Origin of the sequence: Paenibacillus phytohabitans (genome assembly GCF_013141775.1) — a bacterium.
Lineage (GTDB): Bacteria > Bacillota > Bacilli > Paenibacillales > Paenibacillaceae > Paenibacillus_AQ > Paenibacillus_AQ phytohabitans.
The window spans coordinates 1-17,668 of the sequence record NZ_WHOB01000074.1 but is presented as its reverse complement, the minus strand read 5'-3'; the positions used below and the strand labels follow the sequence as shown (position 1 = coordinate 17,668).

The window sequence follows — 17,668 nt, the reverse complement described above, 5'->3', positions numbered from 1 at the left end:
TCTCTATACCCCGCCGCTCAGCTTCCTGGCGACAGCCGGAGTGCGCCCTTTGAAGGCTGCGCTGCGCGGGTAAGCCTCATCAAGCCCTGAGAATGCGCTGCATTCTCTGAAGGCAGCATGCTTGCAGCCCAGGCACCGGCTGTAGTCAATGCTTCCCAGCGCTTCATTGATCGCTTCCCCTGTATGATCATAGAACTGGGCAGCCCCGATTCTGTCATACAGACCTGTCTTCTTCAGCAGATCCAGCGGCTGGCTCTGGATACCGGAGATCATCAGTCTTCCGCCATCCGCGTGCAGCTGCTTCACCAGGCCAGCCAGATTGGCTTCACCGGTGGTGTCCATTAGCGGCACCTTCCCCATGCGAAGCAGAATGACCTTCGGCTGATCCGGCCCCAGTCCCGGCATGGTACTGTCGAAACGGTAGGCGGCCCCGAAGAACAGCGGTCCTTCGACATTATAGATTCCGATCTGCGGACAATCGTGGCTATCCGTCACCATATGTGCCTCAACCTTCACGGAGGAAGGGTCAGGCAGCACTTTGGAGACCATGTGTACTTCTCCCATACGCTTCACGAAGAGTATCACCGCGAGCACCAGCCCCACCTCTACCGCCAGCGTCAGATCCGCAAACACAGTCAGCAGGAAGGTAATGAACAGCACCAGTGAATCGCCCGTCTTCAGCTTAAGCAGGTGAAGGAATTCCTTGCGTTCACTCATGTTCCAGGCCACGACCATCAGGATCGGGGCCATCGCGGCCAGCGGAATGCTGGAGGCATAGGGTGCGAATAACAGCAGGATCAGAAACACAACAACGCCGTGAATGATACCGGAGAGCGGCGAAGCCGCACCGCTGCGGATATTGGTAGCGGTTCTGGCGATCGCCCCGGTCGCTGGTATCCCGCCGAACAACGGCGCAGCAATGTTGGCGATCCCCTGGCCGACCAGCTCGCGGTTGCTGTCATGGCGGCTGCCTGACATGCCATCGGCGACTACTGCGGACAGCAGCGACTCAATGGCGCCCAGCATCGCAATGATGAAGGCCGGGCGGATAAGCAGCCTGATCTTCTCCCAGGTAATGACTGGGAAATGAAAGCTCGGCAGTGTATTCGGGATATCCCCGTAAGCTGAACCGATGGTAGTCACCTTGCCGCTGAAGAATAAGGCAGCAATGACCGTAGCGCAGAGCAGCCCGATCAGTGAACCGGGCACCTTCGGCGCGAAGCGCATCCCCAGCACTACGACAGCCAGACAAATCGCCGCAGTCAGAATACTGTACAGATTGATTGTCGAGATATGGGCGCCGATCTCTTTCATATTGTCCAGAAAGCTTTCATGCCGCTCCATATCCCTTAGTCCGAGAAAGTTGGCGATCTGCCCGCTGAAGATAATAACGGCAATTCCTGCCGTGAACCCGATTGTCACCGGCTTCGGAATGAACTTGATCAGCACCCCGAGCCGCAGAACGCCCATCACCACGAGAATGACCCCGGCCATCATTCCGGCAATCAGCAGATTCTCGTACCCGTACTGCATGGCAATCGCGAATAAAATAGGAATAAACGCACCCGTAGGCCCGCCAATCTGAAACTTTGTCCCGCCGAATAAGGAAATGAGAATACCGGCTACTATGGTCGTGTAAATTCCGTACTCCGGTTTCACACCGGAGGCAATAGCAAATGCCATCCCCAAGGGGATGGCAATCACGCCGACGATCGTCCCTGAAATGATATCCTTGCGCAGAGAAGCAATATTGTAGCCTTTAAAACGGCCCCACCCTGTCATCATTTAACCTTCTTTTCTTTGAATATCTGATTATTTGAATATAAGACTCACATTACTCCTGCCTGCCGTTCTTGTCAACGGGGTAATCCGCCCCCCGGGAAGCCGGGGTCATTCGCTGCGGATGCCTTCAAGCAGGGAGATGGTGTTCACAAGGTGATTGTCGAATATTTGTTTGGCTACAGCCAGAAGGTCTTTGATCAGAGGATCACGGAGGGCATAAATTACGGTGGTTCCTTCTTTGACACTGGCCACTACGTTCTTGGCACGGAGTACGGCCAGCTGCTGGGATACGGCAGAGCCCTCCGAGCCGAGGATCGCCTGCAGCTCATTCACATTCTTCTCGCCTTCGCTGAGCAGCTCCAGAATGCGGATCCGCATCGGATGAGCCAGCGCCTTGAAGAATTCCGTCTTAAATTGTTGAATATCGCTGTTCATGGGACTTCTGCTCCTCTTGCTATACTTTCTAATGTATATTATCTTAGCTCATTTAGCCGAAGGTGGCTACGCCGGAGCAGGAAATAGTTAGTCCGGCATACGCCCCGCAGGCTCAAGGATTGACAGGGTACAGCTTGATCTCCCCGGTCCTGATCTCCACGAATCCGCCCAGCGCCATTGGTTCACCCAGACACTCGAACATGATTACATCGCGGCCAAGCCGCAGATAACCGGTTCCGTCTTCCTCTATATTCTCCAGAATACCCGTCAATATGACAACATTCCCGTCCATACGTATCTCACAACGTCCTCCGTGCGCCGGCACAATATCCACCCAGCGCATGAACAGCGGGGGCAGCTCAAATTCAGCCCCGCAGGTCTCCCCGGCAGCCACAGCGGCACCGCACCAGGTTCCTCTGCCCTCGCCGAATTCGGATGCGAAGAGTACCTCATTCTTCTTCAGGCTTGTCCCAAGTATGTTTATGTTCATCCTCATTAGCTCCATCTTCATATGTTATACCGCTCATTATACATGACATGGGGCCAGCAGACATATCAGGTGTAATTCTGCGTCGCCTTGTTCAGATACGTGCTGGGATGCAGCCAGGGATGTTTGAAGAATTCGTGCTTGTCGCTGATTTTACGGGACACCCCAAGATCATAATCAATCATCCGTTTCACCTTGTCTGCGAACGGCTCGCTCTTAACCAGCATTCCCATTTCGAAATCATGGCAGGCACTTCGTTCGTTGATATTATACGAGCCGTGGAATACAGCCCGCGCTCTGTGGTCATAAGTGATTTTCCAGTGGGAGAAGCGTTCTGTAGAGCTGTAGTCATAGAAGGACACCCCATTGCAGAAAGGAATGTACATATTGCTGCGCACCGCTGCCTTGTTCGTAGGATGATCATTGACCTCAAGCGGATTGCATATCGAGATATGGCAGGAACACTCCGGTCCAACTTCACCGAGCCGGTCCCAGAAAGCCTTGTCGATCAGATAAGGATTCACAATTATAGTCTCTTCGGCGGCATACGTAAGCAAATCCAGATAATACTGCTGAATCAAGTTCACCGGATTTCCGGGAAAACTTAGAAAGAGCGTACATTCTTCCCCGCCGAATTCATAGTTTCCCGCAGGGTGGTAGAACGGGTCTTCCACCTCAAAGTGATCTCCTCCAAGCAGAAGCCATCTGGCGTGAAAAGCCTCATTCAGCGGCCGGGCAGCCTCCCCTTGAATCCGGAAGCAGCCGTCATGCCACTCCTCTTCCCTGGAGGGAATCCCAAGCGGGCGACCGTCAATCTGTTCAGTTGCCGATTCCCGGATAGGCGTCGCAAAGGTATACTGGTCACCGATATTGAGACTTCCTATAATGGACGTTGTTCCGTCAATGACCATAAATTTACGGTGGTCGATCACATTCAGCCCGGTAATTTTGACATCCTCCTGCACCTTGTCCTGCAGAAAGAGGATACTCTCAGGGACGCCCTGAGACTTCAGTTCCTCACGCTTCACTGCCCATTCCGCAGCAGCGTAGCAGGAATGAAATGTATCTTTCAGCCGGGCTCCAGCCTGCTCAAGGACTGCTGCAAGCTCGGAGAATCTTCCTACTTCAAGATTGCTTCCGTATCCCAAGGCGGTGACGGTGTAATTCACCAGCATCCGGACCTCTACTCCCCGCTGAAGCGCATGAAGCAGCTCCGAGGCGATCAGCTTTCCCGAATGGTCATTGAAGAACAGCATCACGGACAGATGGATATAACGCTGTGCATTGCGGATCTCTTCCAGCAGCATCTCCAGGCACTGCGGCCCGTTCACATATGGATCGACCTTGTTATGCCTTGTAGTCTGCGGCGCCAGCGCTCTAAGCTTGCCGGAATCCAGGCCGGACACGGCTGATGCGAGCTGCTCAAGCAGCTCCGGGCTGAATCCGGGAAGCTCCTCCAGCTGCCGGACATCGGTGATCACACCCCCATGCTGTGCCTGCCGGTAAGCACGGACAGCAGCGCTGTCCAGAATAGGCTCAATAATAGAATCGGCGGCGTCCGTGTTCTTAGTAATAGTTGTTAAAGAGCCGCCGGATATCCGGTAATTCACGTAGTCCGCGAGATCCTGCCGAAGCCGTTCATCCCACTGCGCTGCAGGTAATTGCGGCAGTTGCTTGTTCCTATGTATATTTCCCATTCGATCCCCTCATCCCTTTCATTCCCCACTCTCTTCAGGTCCCGCCTGCGCGTTACAGCTCGTGTAAGGGTAAGCTTAGATACCCGGCACGCCTGTTTTATAAACGTTCCGCTTCTTAGCATTATTTTCTTCCGCCTCCCGCTGCGGGATGCCAAAGGGGAAACCCCGGCAGCCGTTAAGACTGCCGGGGTTTCCCCTTAGTGAGCGTGTATATTAGCTAGCTTAATAGGAGAGCTACAGAACTATACCCCGGAGGGCTGAAAAAGCTTCAGCGCGGCAATCCGCTCTACCGCTTCCGCAAGCCGGGCCTCCTCACTGACCAGCCCCACCCGCACATATCCTTCGCCATAGGCGCCGAAGCCGATGCCTGGCGCTACCACCACATGAGCTTCATCAAGCAGCAGGTCAGCGAAGCTCTGCGAGGTATAGCCTGCAGGAACCGGGAGCCAGGCGAAGAAGGAGCCGCGGGGGGCTTCCACTTCCCAGCCGATGCTGCGCAGACCCTGAATCAGGACATTACGCCGCGCTTCATAGCGGGCCACATTCGCCTGTACCGGAGCCTGCGGGCCAAGCAATGCCGTTCTGGCTGCCTCCTGCACCGCGCCGAACAGGCTGACATACATATGATCCTGCAGCAGGTTAAGGCTCTCGATCACGCTGGCATTCCCTACGGCGAACGCGACGCGCCAGCCGGCCATATTGTAGGTTTTGGACAAGGTGTAGATTTCGATGCCATTCTCCTTCGCACCCGAAGTCTGGAGATAGCTCAGCGGCCTCTGCCCTTCATAACCAATGGCGGCGTAGGCAAAATCATGCACCACACAAATGTTGTGATCCGATGCGAACTGCACCGTTTCCCTGAAGAAATCCGCGGTCGCCACAGCTCCCGTAGGATTATTCGGATAGTTCAGGAACATCAGCTTCGCCTTCGCTGCGGCCTCCGGGCTGATGCTGCCATAATCGGGCAAAAACCCCTGTTCCGCCGTCAGCGGCATCATCTCCATAACAGCCCGTGCCAGCTCAATCCCCGACCAATAGTCCGGATAACCGGGATCAGGCACCAGCGCCGTATCCCCTGGATTGAGCAGACACTGCACCACCTCAACCAGACCGGTCTTGCCGCCGAACAGAATGGCGACCTCGCGTTCCGGTTCAAGCTCTACTCCATATTCCCGCAGGTAGAACTCGGCCACGGCTTCCTTGAGGTAGACATGGCCGCGAAACGGCGGATATTTATGATTCAGAGGGTTCACTGCGGCCAGCTGGAGGGACTCCACGATATGGGCCGGTGTAGGCATGTCCGGATTGCCTTGCCCCAGATTGATTACGTCATGCCCTTCGGCAGCAACGGCTCCGGCTCTGGCGACAAGCGCGGCGAAGAATTGCCTGGGCAGAGATTTCAGCATTTGTGAAGGTTCAAAACGATTCACGGGCATGCTCCCCTCTTCAAACCGGAATTATTTGCTCAATTCTTCAGCGTTATACAGCTTAACATCCAGCGGTGCAGTCAGGAATTCTCCTGCTTTGGCAGCGAAGCCGGTGAAGTGCGGGCTTGTATTATGGGCGGCTACAGCCGCCTGGTCACGCCAGATTTCGACCATGATGTAGGTATTTCCGTCCGCTGTATGCTTATACAATTCATATGAGATGTTGCCTTCTTCTTCGTGGGTTGCGGCAACCAGGGTCTTCGCGACTTCAAGGAACTCCTGCTCACGTGCGGGATTTACCTGAAGCAATGCGTGGATAATAATCATTTAGTATTCCTCCTAAGTTTCTTGAATATTAACTCAATGGTCCAGGATTATCCAATATTTATTTCCACTGGGCAACAGTGTCAACCGGCAGACGGACGGATGCATAGCCTTCTTCAACCGCTTTGCCGATCGATATCAGCATGACCGGAATATAACGCTCTTTGTCCATATCAAACAATTCCGCAATCTGATCCTTCTCGAATCCGCCGATCGCGTTCGTGTCATAGCCATGGGCACGGGCTGCCAGCATCAATTGCATCGAGACCAGACCGGCATCAATCAATACCGTTTCTCTGTTCACGTCCGCAGGCAGCTTCGCGAAGTGGGCACCCAGAGAGGTCAGCTGTCTTTCTTTTACCTCAGCAGGCATCAGTCCGCGTTCTACTGCAGTCCCGTAGATTTCTTCAGCATAGTCGAAGTTGTTCAGATCACCGAATACGGCAATCATTGCTGCGGAGGTTTCTACCTGAAGCTGATTGAATTTGGCAATGGTGGCCAGCTTGGCTTTGGCTTCCTGGCTTTCGATGATAAGGAAACGCCAAGGCTGCATATTAACGGAGGAAGGGGCCAGAGTTGCTTCAGTAAGGATCTCTGTCATTTCCTCTTTGCTGATTTTGACGGAGGTATCGTATTTGCGGATTGAGCGGCGTCCTGTAATAATGCTTGTGAAATCGTTGTTTCTGGTTGTGTTCATGAATAATAAGCTCCTTTATGGTTTGATTATAGGTGACGGCTACAGTAAATTAATATTATATTGCAGCCGGGTAAGCATCTCTGCGAGTACGGTGCGTTCCTGTTCATTGAACCCGGTAAGCAGTTCGCTGATGAAGCGGGTCTTCTCTTCCCGGTAGGAATTAATATGATCCCGGCCGTGATCGGTCAGGGAGACGAGTGTGACCCTGTTATCGGCAGGATTATTCCGGCGGGCAATCATTCCGCTGTCTTCAAGTCCTCTCAAGTGGCGGGTGACCGCTGCGGCATCGATATCGAGTGTCTTTTGCAGCGAAATCTGGCTGATCTCGGAGACTCGAAACAATTCCTGGAGAAGGCGGAACCGGGTGGGTGTAATGCCCGCACAGCGCTCGAATTTCGGGCTGATTCCCTTATGCAGTGCCTGCAGCAGCTCAAAGATTGTATCTTCATCGGGCAGATGTTCTGTCAAAATTAACCCCCTTACGCAAATATATTGTGCAAAACCTTTTTGACAAACCTTACTTTACACCGGAATCGTTGACCCGTCAACTAATAAAATTAAAGAGGAGTTTGCCCGTATGAAAATAGCCCTCATTCAGCTCGATATAGCATTTGGCAATCCGGAGGTGAATTATGCTGCGGCAGAACGCAAAATTCGCGAAGCCGCCGCCGGCAACCCGGACTGCATAATCCTTCCCGAATTATGGACGACCGGCTACGATCTGACCCGGCTGGATGAGATCGCAGATCACGGGGGCCGCACTGCAGGGGCCCTGATTTCCGGTCTGGCCCGGGAATACGGGATTAATATCGTCGCCGGCTCCGTCGCCGTGAGGCAGGATACCGGAGTTACCAATAGCATGTTCGTCTTCGACCGTACCGGAGCACCCGCCGGGCAGTACAGCAAGCTGCATCTGTTCAAGCTGATGGATGAGCATCTCTACCTCCAGCCCGGGTCAGCCAAAGGACTGTTCAAGCTGGACGGCACCTTATGCGCCGGATTAATCTGCTATGACATCCGCTTCCCCGAATGGGTGCGGGTTCATATGGCGGAGGGCGCTGAAGTGCTGTTCATCAGCGCAGAGTGGCCGCTGCCCCGCTTATCCCACTGGCGGGCCCTGCTGATCAGCCGGGCGATTGAGAACCAGTGCTACGTGGTGGCCTGCAACCGCTCCGGTTCTGATCCGGCCAACATCTTTGGCGGCCATTCGATGATTATTGACCCTTGGGGAGAGATTGTGAGCGAGGCTTCCGGCAGCGAAGAGATTCTCAGCGGCGAGATTGACCTCGCCAGGGTGCGGGAAGTGCGCGGGCAGATTCCGGTCTTCTCCGACCGGCGTCCGGAGCTGTACAGGTAGGGGCGGGTAACACGCCCTCCCCCGGGATTCAGGGGCACTTCTGCCCCTCATTTCCGCCAAATGCCCGCTTCCCTCCAATTCAGGGGCACTTCTGCCCCTCATTTCCGCCAAATCCCCTCCCACTAACTAATTTAAAGGGATTTTTCCCTCTATCTACCTCCAAATGTCGTCCCACCACCAACTTAAAGGGATTTTTCCCTCTATCTACCTCCAAATGTCCTCCCACCGCCAACTTAAAGGGATTTTTCCCTCTATCTACCTCTAAATACCCTCCCACCAACCAACTTAAAGGAATTTTTCCCTCTATCTACCTCCAAATGTCCTCCCACCAACCAATTTAAAGGGATTTTTCCCTCTATCTACCTCCAAATGTCCTCCCACCAACCAATTTAAAGGGATTTTTCCCTCTATCTACCTCCAAATGTCCTCCCACCAACCAACTTAAAGGGATTTTTCCCTCTATCTACCTCCAAATCCCCTCCCACTAACTAATTTAAAGGGATTTTTCCCTCTATCTACCTCTAAATGTCCTCCCACCGCCAACTTAAAGGGATTTTTCCCTTTATCCACCTCCAAATGCCCTCCCACCACCAACTTAAAGGGATTTTTCCCTCTATCCACCTCCAAATGTCCTCCCACCAACCAATTTAAAGGGATTTTTCCCTCTATCTCCCCCAAACAGCAAAAAGCACAGGCGAATTTAGCTCGCCTGCACTCGTCTGCATTAACCTGCACCCTTCTCGTGTGCACCTGCCTGCACCCTTCTCGTAGGCACCTGCCTGCACTCTTCAATGACCGCCCGCTCTCCACGCTCTCCATGACTCCCGTTACATAGCACGCTTGCTTCAGCGCGCATACCTCTCCCGCAGCACACGCGCCGCCTCCAGTACACGCGGATCGCCGTACTGCAGGCTGAAGCCGGTCTCCTGCTGCAGGCGGTCCGCCGGCTTCAGCAGGGTGCCCCGGCGGGCAGCCGCCTGCCGGATGCCTGCCGTGAAGACTGCGGCCGAGTCAAGGCCGCCAAGCTCCCCGAGCGCGGCGATCGTATCCGGACGCACGCGGGGATAATCCAGCGATTCGTCCCCGTCCGCTGCCTCTGCATAGAAGCTGCGGATGAGTTCTCCGCGCGCAAGCCCGGAGCCGGACACGACAACAAACGCGTGGACGAAGTACGCGTTGCTCTGTCTCCGCTGGGCGATGCCGCAGAACTTGCGGCCGCCGATGGCCAGATCGAAGTCACCGGGGCAATACGACCCGGTGACTTCTTCGGCACGGATCAGCGCCGCCGCCTGCGGATGGCTCACAGCTACGGCTTCGGCAATCAGCGAAGCCAGCAGCCGGAAATCATCGTGAAAGTCCAGTTTGCCCGGACTTTTGGGCAGCAGCAGGGACACGTTCACGATCCCGGCATCCAGCGGCACTGCAGCGCCGCCTGAATGCCGGACCGCCGTGCGGATTCCCTGCTCCTCAAGCGCCTGCATCGCCGCCCCTGCACGGGGCAGCCTGCTGTCCCGCAGCCCCAGCGCCACACCGCCCGGGTGGCTCCAGAGGTGCAGTACCGGCGGAACCTGTCCGGCTCCGACATCCCGGCACAGCATTTCCTCGAAGGCAAACGGAATCAGCATATCCTGCCCGGATTCCGTTTCCTCCGCTTCCCCGCTCAAATGCGTGAAGAGCACCATCTCTTCAGGCAGCCTGCCCGCCACTCCATTTTCCAGCACATTATAAGGTTCACTTCTCATTCGGATTGCCTGCGAGTCCCACTGACTACCTCTTTCCCGGATACGGCAGGCCGGGCACCGCCCTGATCCCGCAAGTCACGCTGCGTATTCCGCTGTGTTGTAATTACACTTTCTTAATTAGTCCTATTGTAACCGATCTGCACACTGGCCGCGAAGCCTGGAGCCTATAAACTCTGTATTTGAAATGGCGGCTGGAACCCGTTATCCTTAGAGGATAAGAAGATAATCCCAGCCATAAGAATCGCGTTGAAGCTCATGCTATACACAACCCTTAGGAGTGATGCCGCATGACAACCGAACAACTGACAAAGGACAGGCAACTAAGCAAGGCCAGACAATGGGAGCAGGCAATGAACAAGCTGTATATCAACTTCCGGGACTACAGCCAAGATGTGCTGAAGGGCTTCGGAGATGAAGATATTCATCAGGCCAGAGTCAACAGCCGCAAGCTGCTGACGCTCCTGTCCATTCTTGATCCGGGCCATTCGGCTACGGAAGAGTTGTACAGCACATTCAAGCAGGCACAGAAGAAGCTCGGCAAGGTAAGGGACGCAGATGTACTGATCGCATCGTTCAAGGAACGGCGCAAGGCCGCCAAAGAGGCGGGCGATGTCAAAACCGCCGAACTGCTCACTGCAGTAATCAAACACCAGAAGGCCAAGCGGAAGATATTCCGCAAGAAGCTGGAGGATGCACTTCCCAAGCTGACCGGCAAGGCCCTAGACGCGCAGTGGACCCCTTTTATCGATACACAGCTGGAGCCGCTCGCCGCCAAAAAAGATGCCAATGTGGTCATGCGCGAGCTTGAAGTCGCTTTTGAGCAGAAGAAAAAAGCCTGCAAGACCCTGTTCAAGGGGCCTGAGGCTGAATCGAAGGAAGCCTTCGAAGCGCTTCATGAGCTGCGGATTGCCGCCAAGCATCTGCGCTATACCGCTAATGCGGCCGCTTTTGCGCTAAATCAGAAATTCCATGCCCACGAGGCCATCTACAAGGATATTCAGGAGCAGCTCGGGGTGATTAATGATAAGCGGGTATGGCTCGAAACACTGAATTCCATTGGACGTGAAGAGCTGGATGTCGGCAAAAAAACATGGGCGGTGTTCACCGAAAGTCTGCGCGCAGAGGTACTGGAGGCATTGCACCAGAATGAGGTTGTCCCTGTAGTTCCGGCAGCAGAGAGCACGAAATAGCGGCATTATATATATTTCCTGAAAATACAAAGGCAGGACGCTGCATGATATTCATGCGGCATCCTGCCTTAATTCTTGGTCTGCGAGTGCCAGAGAACGCTGCCTGGGAAGAATCGCGGGCCTGTGCTCCATCCACGATATCGGCGGCGAAGCGGCGTTCCCGCCCCTCCCCGTTATAATAACTTAAAGAGTACCGCGCACCGCTCCGGCAACTTTGTTCAATACACCCTGATAGACGGATTTCGGCCGCAGGCCGACCAGCTTCTCCACAGGTTGGCCTCCGCTGTATACGATCACTGTAGGCATGCTCATCACACCGGCTTCCGATGCAAGCTCCGGCAGTTCATCGCAGTCCACCTTAATCATACTCACGTCATCCCCGTATTCGGCATTCAGCTCTTCCAGAATCGGCAGCAGAGTTCTGCAGGGCGGACACCAGGAAGCACCGTAATCCACCAGCACGGTTCCGCCAGCCTTCAGCTGTTCACGCACAGCTCCGGCGTTATCAGCAATTATCATAGCCATCTCAAGCCCTCCTTCAACTCTCAAATGATTAACCTAAATTATATAAGCTGAATTAAGATACTAACTTAAAGCTTAGTCGTCACTACGGTGACTATTTGGACTTCCGGACGCTGTCGCTCCTACAGTTCCAAAATCCCCCTTCGATCTCTCTAGCTTCTAGTTTGTTTTCTTCTATTCATCTTATCGATCCGCCTTATTCCTCTTCATTCTTCTGCTCTTGCAGAATTGAAGCCATCCGGTCCTGCAGGTTCAGCTTGATCTGATTCAGCTCAACCAGCTGGCGTTCAATCTCTTCCAGCTTGCTGCGGTACAGCGGCATCACTTCCGCACAGAACGCCTCTTTATTCTTCAGAACACAGTTCAGGAATCCGGCAATCTCTTCTGTCGACAAGCCAAGATTCAAATACAGCTTAATCGTCTCCACCGTATCCACGGCAAGCGGAGAGTATTCACGGTACCCGTTGTCCTGGCGCAGCGGTTTGATCAGTCCCTGACGCTCATAATATCGCAATGAACGGACGCTTACGCCCGTAAGTGTGGCTAATTCACCTATTTTCATGGCATTCTCCCCGGGGTTCATGAGAAATGGTCTGCACTCAGTATAAACCCTGACACTAGTGTCAGGGTCAAGGTGTTTTTTTAAAAATATAAAAAAACCAGCCTAAGCATAACTTAAGCTGGTCTCCACATTATCTTACAGCAGTCCGGCTGCCCATAACCCGCCTCTGCGGATCATCCGGCGGAACGGCTCTACCGAGAAGGAAGGCAGATGATGGCCAGGCATCAGGTAGACTACCCGCCCTTGTCCGAATTCATGGCACCAGGCCGCCTGCCGCATCGCCCCTCCATGGGGATATTCTGCAAGAATGGTTGATTCGAAATATGGCAGCTGCTCAAAATAGTACGGCTCATCCTCAATCACAAAGTCATTGATGCCCTGCATAATCGGATGCTCCCGGCTGGGAATCGTCATATGAAGCGCGGTATAGTCCGGATGGTGGGTGAAATGGGCGCCCAGCATTACGCCAAGTTCCTGATTGCGCTGCAGGGAGATCCCGTTATGCACTACGAGCAGACCGCCGCCACCAGCCACATAAGACAGCAGTGCGCCGCTCTGCGCAGCGGATAATTTCTCATCCGAAAATTCAGTATAGGAGACCACCAGCTTGCAGTCCGACAATTGTTCCTTGTTCATCAGCCCGTAATCCTCAGTCGATACGACCTGAAGCTCCGGCTCCAGCAGCTGCTCGATCTCGCGGTCAACTCCCGTGAACGGATGATATTTAACCTCGGTATAGCTGCCAAACGCAAGTGCTTTGAAGGAAGTCATTTCGCATTCACACCTCTCTTGTTACAAAGTTAATCTATAATCTATGAGTCCATTATTTCATAAATTGCGCTGCTGTTACCAGGGCCAGAGATTGCCGTCCAGATCGATGTACACCGGTTCCTCGCCCAGATATTTCTTATGATCCTGTACGATATTCATGATCTTATACGCTGATTCCTCCGGAGGAATCGGCGCTTCCATATTCTTCTCTCCGCTCATATAAGACTGCAGCCAGCCGGGATGAAAGACCATCACCTGTCCGCCCAGCTTACGCAGATGATTGTGCATCAGCGAGGACTGCATATTCAGCGCCGCCTTCGACATGCAGTAGCCGTACATATTAATTCTTTTGTTCCGGCTGATACTGCCTGCCTCTGAGGAGATGTTAATAATTAGCCGCTGCTTGCCCTGCAGAAGCAATCCCATCAACGCGTTGCTCACCCGGAGCGCGCCGAGCGTATTCACATTATAGAGCTGCGCCATGGCCTCATCATCCATATCCACGAGCATTGTAGCATTGTCCGCCTGGTGGATAATACCGGCATTGTTGATAATAATATCGATATGTCCCGTACTGCCCGCAATACTCCGCGCTGCCTCTTTCACGCTCTCTGCGCTGCCGATATCAAGAGGGACCAGCATCAGCGTGTCCTGGTATTGCGCTTTCAAAGCCTCCAGTGCCTCCACTTCCGGTAAATACCGGCCGGCAAACACTGTGTATTTATTCTCCAGAAGAAAGCGTACCAGATAAAACCCGAGCCCGCGGTCGGCACCGGTTACAAAAGCGACCCTTTTCATGAATTGCACACCCCTCATACCTGCTTATTTATGCGCAGAGCGTTGCTGCATCACTCTCACATTAGCATGGCAATTGGCCTTTATCAACATCCTGCAAGGGAGGGGGATAAGCCTGCTGAACATTCTTTTGCTTTAATTTTGAACTATGTTACAATCAAGAATAATAGTTGTTAACAACACAATTGTTGACAAGATGCTTTCTAAATTCTATTCCAGGAAGGTGATCCTCTGATGTCTATTCAACAAATCCATACACTGGATGAACTGCAACAATACGTAGGGCAACCCGGCAAAAAATTGCTCTTCAAGCACAGCACCACCTGCCCGATCAGTGCCAAAGCAAATGAGGAGTTCCAGGCCTATACACAGAATTCCGACACGCCTGCCGCCATTGTACATGTTATCGAAGACCGTCCGGTCTCCAATCAGATTGCCGAGGATTTCGGGATTAAGCATGAGTCGCCGCAGATTTTCCTGCTGGAGGATGGTGAGGTCCGCTGGAACACTTCCCACTGGAAAATCACCCGCGGCGCCATCAAGGAAGCTGTGGAGCAATGAGCCAGAACGTAATCATCTATTCCACATCCGGCTGCAGCGACTGCAATCAGGTGAAGCAGCTGCTTGAGAGCAAGGGCATTCCCTTCGAAGTCAGAGATGTGATGACCAGTACCGTCTATCAGGAAGAAGTCGAGAAGCTGGGCTTCATGGGTGTTCCAGTCACCGTATCCGGAGACCGGGCTGTCAAGGGCTTCAATCTTCCAGAGCTTCAGGAGCTTATTGAGGCAGCTGTACAGTAAGGATTCAGTCAGTTATGCAAAATGGTGCCGCCCTCTTACAGGGCCGGCACCATTTTGTTGTTCAGATCTGTCAGGCCGGGAATGTAACCCCCGTCATAGCTTCACTCAGCTCCCACAGCCGCAGAGCGTTGCCCGGATCAATCGCCCAGTCCTGCACCCCAGGCTGGTGCGAATCCCCGGACTCCGCAACAGGAGCGATGTCGGCATCCTCGCAGTAGACGCCACCCTTGCCTTCGAGCTGCGGGCTCACCGCACACCAGACACTCGTCGCCGCTCCCTGCTGCACTGTCTTCATATGGCCTGTACGTTCAGCCGGAATAGGGTTCCCCGCCTCGTCCAGTGCCCCCATGCCGCGCAGTTCATCTTCCGACAAATGCCGGGCTAGATCGGTCAGGATGCTGCCGGGATGCAGCGAGAAGGCCCGGACGCCATGTTCCTGCCCGCGCTTATCCAGCTCCAGGGCGAACAGCACATTGGCGGTCTTCGACTGGCCGTAGGCTGTCCATTTCTCATAGGCCCGCCGCTCAAAGTTCACGTCTGCGAAATCAATACCGGCAATGCGGTGGCCGCGTGAGGATACGGAGACTACCCGTGCGCCTCCGGACTTCACAAGCGCCGGCCAGAGCCGGGCCGCCAGCTGGAAATGTCCCAGATGGTTGGTCGCGAACTGCGCTTCATACCCGCGGCTGTCGCGGGCCAGCGGCGAGGCCATAATGCCTGCGCTGTGAATGAGGATATCCAGCGGCCGGCCGGAGTCCAGGAACCGCTGCGCGAAGGCATCCACCGATGCCGGGTCCAGCAGGTCCAGTGCCTCCAGCTGGACTCCGGGGATGCCGGCAAGGGCGAGCCGGGCCTTCTCCGGTGTCCGTACGGGAACTATCACTGTAGCTCCGGCCGCAGCCAGGACACGTGTGGTCTCCAGACCCAGGCCGGAGTAGCCACCGGTCACGATCGCTATTTTACCGCTCAGATTATGGCCTTGGATTACTTGCTCCGCCGTAGTGTCAGGCCCAAACCCCGAAGGAATCGGGTGCTGCATAAACTTCGTATTACTCGCCTCATTGTTTGTCTCATTGTTCGACTCTTTACTCATCCCGCTTTTCAGCTCCGTATTCATCCCAATTTTCACACTTCGTTCCTCCTCTGTTCCATTTCCGCGATGAACCTGCCATCCTTAAGCTCCCGGAAGTTCTTCAGCTTGTATTGCATAAGCTCCAGTGCCGCCGTAAGTTCCGTGAGCTGCTCTTCAATCAACGTTTTATGCCCGTCCAGCACACTGTAGCATTCCTCGTAGTCCTCGTCCGCTGAAGCCCGGATATATTCTTGAATGGTGCGCAGCGGCATATGGGTTCTTTTGAGAATAGCAACGAAATGCACCCGGTCCAGCTCACGCCTGCTGTATGCCCGCTGGCCGTTCTCCTTGCGGCTTGCCGGGGGCAGGAGCTTGATTTTCTCATAATAGCGGATGGTATCCTGGCTGAGTCCTGTCCGCTCTGCTACCTCGGCAATCGTAAAAACAGGCTCCATTTGCTGCTGGCCTCCTTCTTAATCTAGCTTCTTAGTTTGGCTTTCAGTCTTGGTAATTTACTGACAGTCTGCCCTTACAGAATCAAATGATAATCCCTGGAGTATGGTCCAAGTCAAGCATTCGGGAAGCGGGAATTAGGCCCTCCCGGATGCATGGTTTGTGCGGCTAGAAAGGATACCCTTTTCGAAGAATCGAGCTCTAATTCAGGTGCAATTTGTAAACCGCCATAATTACTCTAATAACACATTCACGAATCTATTTGCCTGATGGATAACGCTTACTTCATCTTTAATCTCTCATTATTTCCCAATATCTCACTAATACGCCATTTCACAAAAATTCGATATCGACGGCATATCCGTCTAACGCATTAATATTTCCGGAGTTCCCTCACCGCTGCCTCCCAAAAATAAAAAACGGCGATTGAGTGAGATAAACGGATGATAATCGGCCACATATATGGTTTTAGTCTCCAATATTCCTCGCGAAGCAGCAATTTATTGCAAATCCGGCGCAGAAGCACTCTTTTCCATTTTTACAAAGACAATCCTGAAAGGGTATGATTCGTGTTGAAAGTTACCAGCAATAATGTGAATGCACGCTGAATTTCCGCCAAGCGGAAAACGGGGGAACCATCAGGCCGCAGGCCTACTTGGGGTGAATCCGAAGGAGACTTCAATTACGCAGTCTCAAAAGGTAGGGCGACTCTCACCGTCCGAATCCGACAGCTAACCTCGTAAGCGTAAAGAGAGAGATCCTTGATCCGCCACGATTTTGCCCCAGGCTTCTTACGCCTGTAACAAAACCGCAGCAGAGGTCCTCCTCTGTCTGCGGTTTTTTGCGCACTTATTCCGGCGGATCAGCATTTCGGCAAACCTATCAGCTACATATCCAAACTATAAATCGCCCACATTCAGGAAGGAACGTGTCCACATGCCAGACCCATTATCGTCCAATGCAGTTCCCGCTGCCGGATTCACCAGCTATATTGAGCAATATAGCGGAACCATCTATGCGCTAAGCTGTCTGCTGCTGGAGAAGGGCGCCCGCGCCGATCAAGCCGCAGTTGCCACATTCGCGGCACTCTATGAGCCGTGGCTGAAGGGCAGCATCCAATCGGACTTCTCCCTTGCCGCCTACAGGGAATGCATCCGGCAATGCTCGCTGGTAGCTCAAGACCGGGGCCGCTGCTCTTCTACCCTGCTCACCTGGGAGGATCAGATCGCCAGCGCCTTATTGTACGGCATCCAGCTGCCGCTGCCAGAGATCAGCCTCATCCTGCAGCGAAGCGTCCCTGAGCTGAAAGCGCAGCTCAGAGGGATTCGCGAACAGATGGCTGCTGCGCGGCCAGCTGTCCCGCGCCCGTCGGCTGGATAGGGAGCTGGGTGGGGTATGCAACAATAGCTTTAATCATGCCACTGCGATCCATGCGGACTGTATGGACCTTTGTCAAGAAAGTAGACGTTCACGCAACGGATTTTTCAGTACATTGCTTAGCAAAACGGATGGGTGAAAGATACCCTAGCGCGCCATGCATTCGCTTACGGTTATA

General features: G+C 53.7%; 20 protein-coding genes and 1 riboswitch. Of the genes, 5 read left to right on the top strand and 15 right to left on the bottom strand.

Annotated elements, in window-relative coordinates; all coding sequences use genetic code 11:
• Positions 1-3: 3 nt before the first annotated feature.
• The 8 genes from GC101_RS26075 to GC101_RS26040 form a co-directional block, all read right to left on the bottom strand.
• On the bottom strand, positions 4-1,782 hold the full coding sequence (locus GC101_RS26075; protein WP_076246224.1) for a SulP family inorganic anion transporter: 1,779 nt from the start codon (positions 1,780-1,782) through the stop codon (positions 4-6).
• Between the two features lie 108 nt (positions 1,783-1,890).
• Complete coding sequence (locus tag GC101_RS26070) at positions 1,891-2,217, bottom strand: ArsR/SmtB family transcription factor (RefSeq protein ID WP_039306638.1); 327 nt, start codon at positions 2,215-2,217, stop codon at positions 1,891-1,893.
• 112 nt (positions 2,218-2,329) lie between these two features.
• Positions 2,330-2,707, bottom strand: a complete 378-nt coding sequence (locus GC101_RS26065) for a hypothetical protein (RefSeq protein WP_171719691.1) — start codon at positions 2,705-2,707, stop codon at positions 2,330-2,332.
• Positions 2,708-2,772: 65 nt separating this feature from the next.
• Positions 2,773-4,401 (bottom strand): phospholipase D-like domain-containing protein, encoded by a 1,629-nt coding sequence (locus tag GC101_RS26060; protein ID WP_171719690.1) that lies wholly within the window; start codon positions 4,399-4,401, stop codon positions 2,773-2,775.
• A gap of 242 nt (positions 4,402-4,643) precedes the next feature.
• The gene (locus tag GC101_RS26055; protein ID WP_343049830.1) at positions 4,644-5,831 is read right to left on the bottom strand and encodes a pyridoxal phosphate-dependent aminotransferase; all 1,188 of its coding nucleotides are present in this window, start codon (positions 5,829-5,831) and stop codon (positions 4,644-4,646) included.
• 27 nt (positions 5,832-5,858) lie between these two features.
• Entirely contained in the window at positions 5,859-6,155 is a 297-nt protein-coding gene (locus GC101_RS26050) for a putative quinol monooxygenase (protein ID WP_076246217.1), read from the bottom strand.
• A gap of 58 nt (positions 6,156-6,213) precedes the next feature.
• Entirely contained in the window at positions 6,214-6,849 is a 636-nt protein-coding gene (locus GC101_RS26045) for a nitroreductase family protein (RefSeq protein ID WP_171719688.1), read from the bottom strand.
• Positions 6,850-6,888: 39 nt separating this feature from the next.
• The gene (locus GC101_RS26040) at positions 6,889-7,317 is read right to left on the bottom strand and encodes a MarR family winged helix-turn-helix transcriptional regulator (RefSeq protein WP_171719687.1); all 429 of its coding nucleotides are present in this window, start codon (positions 7,315-7,317) and stop codon (positions 6,889-6,891) included.
• Between the two features lie 109 nt (positions 7,318-7,426).
• Here GC101_RS26040 and GC101_RS26035 point away from each other — a divergent pair, with 109 nt between their 5' ends.
• Positions 7,427-8,206: a carbon-nitrogen family hydrolase gene (locus GC101_RS26035; RefSeq protein ID WP_171719686.1), complete on the top strand. Its 780-nt coding sequence runs from the start codon at positions 7,427-7,429 to the stop codon at positions 8,204-8,206.
• An 845-nt stretch (positions 8,207-9,051) separates the two neighbouring features.
• Here the strand turns inward: GC101_RS26035 and GC101_RS26030 are convergent.
• Positions 9,052-9,948, bottom strand: coding sequence for a lipoate--protein ligase family protein (locus GC101_RS26030; RefSeq protein WP_171719685.1), 897 nt, complete (start codon positions 9,946-9,948; stop codon positions 9,052-9,054).
• A 287-nt stretch (positions 9,949-10,235) separates the two neighbouring features.
• Here GC101_RS26030 and GC101_RS26025 point away from each other — a divergent pair, with 287 nt between their 5' ends.
• Complete coding sequence (locus tag GC101_RS26025; RefSeq protein WP_171719684.1) at positions 10,236-11,138, top strand: CHAD domain-containing protein; 903 nt, start codon at positions 10,236-10,238, stop codon at positions 11,136-11,138.
• A 183-nt stretch (positions 11,139-11,321) separates the two neighbouring features.
• Here GC101_RS26025 and GC101_RS26020 read toward each other — a convergent pair whose 3' ends face one another.
• From GC101_RS26020 to GC101_RS26005, 4 genes are all read right to left on the bottom strand, one after another.
• Positions 11,322-11,663 carry a thioredoxin family protein gene (locus GC101_RS26020; RefSeq protein ID WP_171719683.1) on the bottom strand — a complete coding sequence of 114 codons (342 nt, stop codon included), beginning with the start codon at positions 11,661-11,663 and terminating at the stop codon, positions 11,322-11,324.
• Positions 11,664-11,856: 193 nt separating this feature from the next.
• Positions 11,857-12,222: a MerR family transcriptional regulator gene (locus GC101_RS26015; protein ID WP_171719682.1), complete on the bottom strand. Its 366-nt coding sequence runs from the start codon at positions 12,220-12,222 to the stop codon at positions 11,857-11,859.
• A 135-nt stretch (positions 12,223-12,357) separates the two neighbouring features.
• Positions 12,358-12,993, bottom strand: coding sequence for a ThuA domain-containing protein (locus GC101_RS26010; protein ID WP_171719681.1), 636 nt, complete (start codon positions 12,991-12,993; stop codon positions 12,358-12,360).
• 75 nt (positions 12,994-13,068) lie between these two features.
• Positions 13,069-13,791, bottom strand: a complete 723-nt coding sequence (locus tag GC101_RS26005) for an SDR family NAD(P)-dependent oxidoreductase (protein ID WP_042133272.1) — start codon at positions 13,789-13,791, stop codon at positions 13,069-13,071.
• 231 nt (positions 13,792-14,022) lie between these two features.
• Here GC101_RS26005 and ytxJ point away from each other — a divergent pair, with 231 nt between their 5' ends.
• Positions 14,023-14,349, top strand: coding sequence for a bacillithiol system redox-active protein YtxJ (gene ytxJ / locus GC101_RS26000; RefSeq protein ID WP_039306673.1), 327 nt, complete (start codon positions 14,023-14,025; stop codon positions 14,347-14,349).
• Positions 14,346-14,588 carry a glutaredoxin family protein gene (locus tag GC101_RS25995; RefSeq protein ID WP_042133269.1) on the top strand — a complete coding sequence of 81 codons (243 nt, stop codon included), beginning with the start codon at positions 14,346-14,348 and terminating at the stop codon, positions 14,586-14,588. The genes ytxJ and GC101_RS25995 overlap by 4 nt, the downstream gene beginning before the upstream one ends.
• A gap of 70 nt (positions 14,589-14,658) precedes the next feature.
• Here the strand turns inward: GC101_RS25995 and GC101_RS25990 are convergent, their stop codons facing one another.
• Together GC101_RS25990 and GC101_RS25985 are read right to left on the bottom strand one after the other, a co-directional pair.
• The gene (locus GC101_RS25990; protein WP_171719704.1) at positions 14,659-15,681 is read right to left on the bottom strand and encodes an oxidoreductase; all 1,023 of its coding nucleotides are present in this window, start codon (positions 15,679-15,681) and stop codon (positions 14,659-14,661) included.
• Positions 15,682-15,713: 32 nt separating this feature from the next.
• Positions 15,714-16,115 carry a MerR family transcriptional regulator gene (locus tag GC101_RS25985; RefSeq protein ID WP_171719680.1) on the bottom strand — a complete coding sequence of 134 codons (402 nt, stop codon included), beginning with the start codon at positions 16,113-16,115 and terminating at the stop codon, positions 15,714-15,716.
• A gap of 590 nt (positions 16,116-16,705) precedes the next feature.
• Positions 16,706-16,873, top strand: a riboswitch (cyclic di-AMP (ydaO/yuaA leader).
• A 176-nt stretch (positions 16,874-17,049) separates the two neighbouring features.
• On the opposite strand from GC101_RS25985, the gene GC101_RS25980 reads away from it, so the two are divergent.
• Positions 17,050-17,493 (top strand): hypothetical protein, encoded by a 444-nt coding sequence (locus tag GC101_RS25980; protein ID WP_171719679.1) that lies wholly within the window; start codon positions 17,050-17,052, stop codon positions 17,491-17,493.
• Positions 17,494-17,668 lie beyond the last annotated feature (175 nt).

What these genes read in the sequence shown, in the direction of transcription:
- GC101_RS26045 (WP_171719688.1), bottom strand. Translation starts at nt 6,849, where the DNA reads ATGAACACAACCAGAAACAACGATTTCACAAGCATTATTACAGGACGC.
- GC101_RS26075 (WP_076246224.1), bottom strand. Translation starts at nt 1,782, where the DNA reads ATGACAGGGTGGGGCCGTTTTAAAGGCTACAATATTGCTTCTCTGCGC.
- GC101_RS26035 (WP_171719686.1), top strand. Translation starts at nt 7,427, where the DNA reads ATGAAAATAGCCCTCATTCAGCTCGATATAGCATTTGGCAATCCGGAG.
- GC101_RS26070 (WP_039306638.1), bottom strand. Translation starts at nt 2,217, where the DNA reads ATGAACAGCGATATTCAACAATTTAAGACGGAATTCTTCAAGGCGCTG.
- GC101_RS26005 (WP_042133272.1), bottom strand. Translation starts at nt 13,791, where the DNA reads ATGAAAAGGGTCGCTTTTGTAACCGGTGCCGACCGCGGGCTCGGGTTT.
- GC101_RS26050 (WP_076246217.1), bottom strand. Translation starts at nt 6,155, where the DNA reads ATGATTATTATCCACGCATTGCTTCAGGTAAATCCCGCACGTGAGCAG.
- GC101_RS26025 (WP_171719684.1), top strand. Translation starts at nt 10,236, where the DNA reads ATGACAACCGAACAACTGACAAAGGACAGGCAACTAAGCAAGGCCAGA.
- GC101_RS26030 (WP_171719685.1), bottom strand. Translation starts at nt 9,948, where the DNA reads ATGAGAAGTGAACCTTATAATGTGCTGGAAAATGGAGTGGCGGGCAGG.
- GC101_RS25980 (WP_171719679.1), top strand. Translation starts at nt 17,050, where the DNA reads ATGCCAGACCCATTATCGTCCAATGCAGTTCCCGCTGCCGGATTCACC.
- GC101_RS26060 (WP_171719690.1), bottom strand. Translation starts at nt 4,401, where the DNA reads ATGGGAAATATACATAGGAACAAGCAACTGCCGCAATTACCTGCAGCG.
- GC101_RS25990 (WP_171719704.1), bottom strand. Translation starts at nt 15,681, where the DNA reads ATGAGTAAAGAGTCGAACAATGAGACAAACAATGAGGCGAGTAATACG.
- GC101_RS25995 (WP_042133269.1), top strand. Translation starts at nt 14,346, where the DNA reads ATGAGCCAGAACGTAATCATCTATTCCACATCCGGCTGCAGCGACTGC.
- GC101_RS26010 (WP_171719681.1), bottom strand. Translation starts at nt 12,993, where the DNA reads ATGACTTCCTTCAAAGCACTTGCGTTTGGCAGCTATACCGAGGTTAAA.
- ytxJ (WP_039306673.1), top strand. Translation starts at nt 14,023, where the DNA reads ATGTCTATTCAACAAATCCATACACTGGATGAACTGCAACAATACGTA.
- GC101_RS25985 (WP_171719680.1), bottom strand. Translation starts at nt 16,115, where the DNA reads ATGGAGCCTGTTTTTACGATTGCCGAGGTAGCAGAGCGGACAGGACTC.
- GC101_RS26015 (WP_171719682.1), bottom strand. Translation starts at nt 12,222, where the DNA reads ATGAAAATAGGTGAATTAGCCACACTTACGGGCGTAAGCGTCCGTTCA.
- GC101_RS26065 (WP_171719691.1), bottom strand. Translation starts at nt 2,707, where the DNA reads ATGAACATAAACATACTTGGGACAAGCCTGAAGAAGAATGAGGTACTC.
- GC101_RS26020 (WP_171719683.1), bottom strand. Translation starts at nt 11,663, where the DNA reads ATGGCTATGATAATTGCTGATAACGCCGGAGCTGTGCGTGAACAGCTG.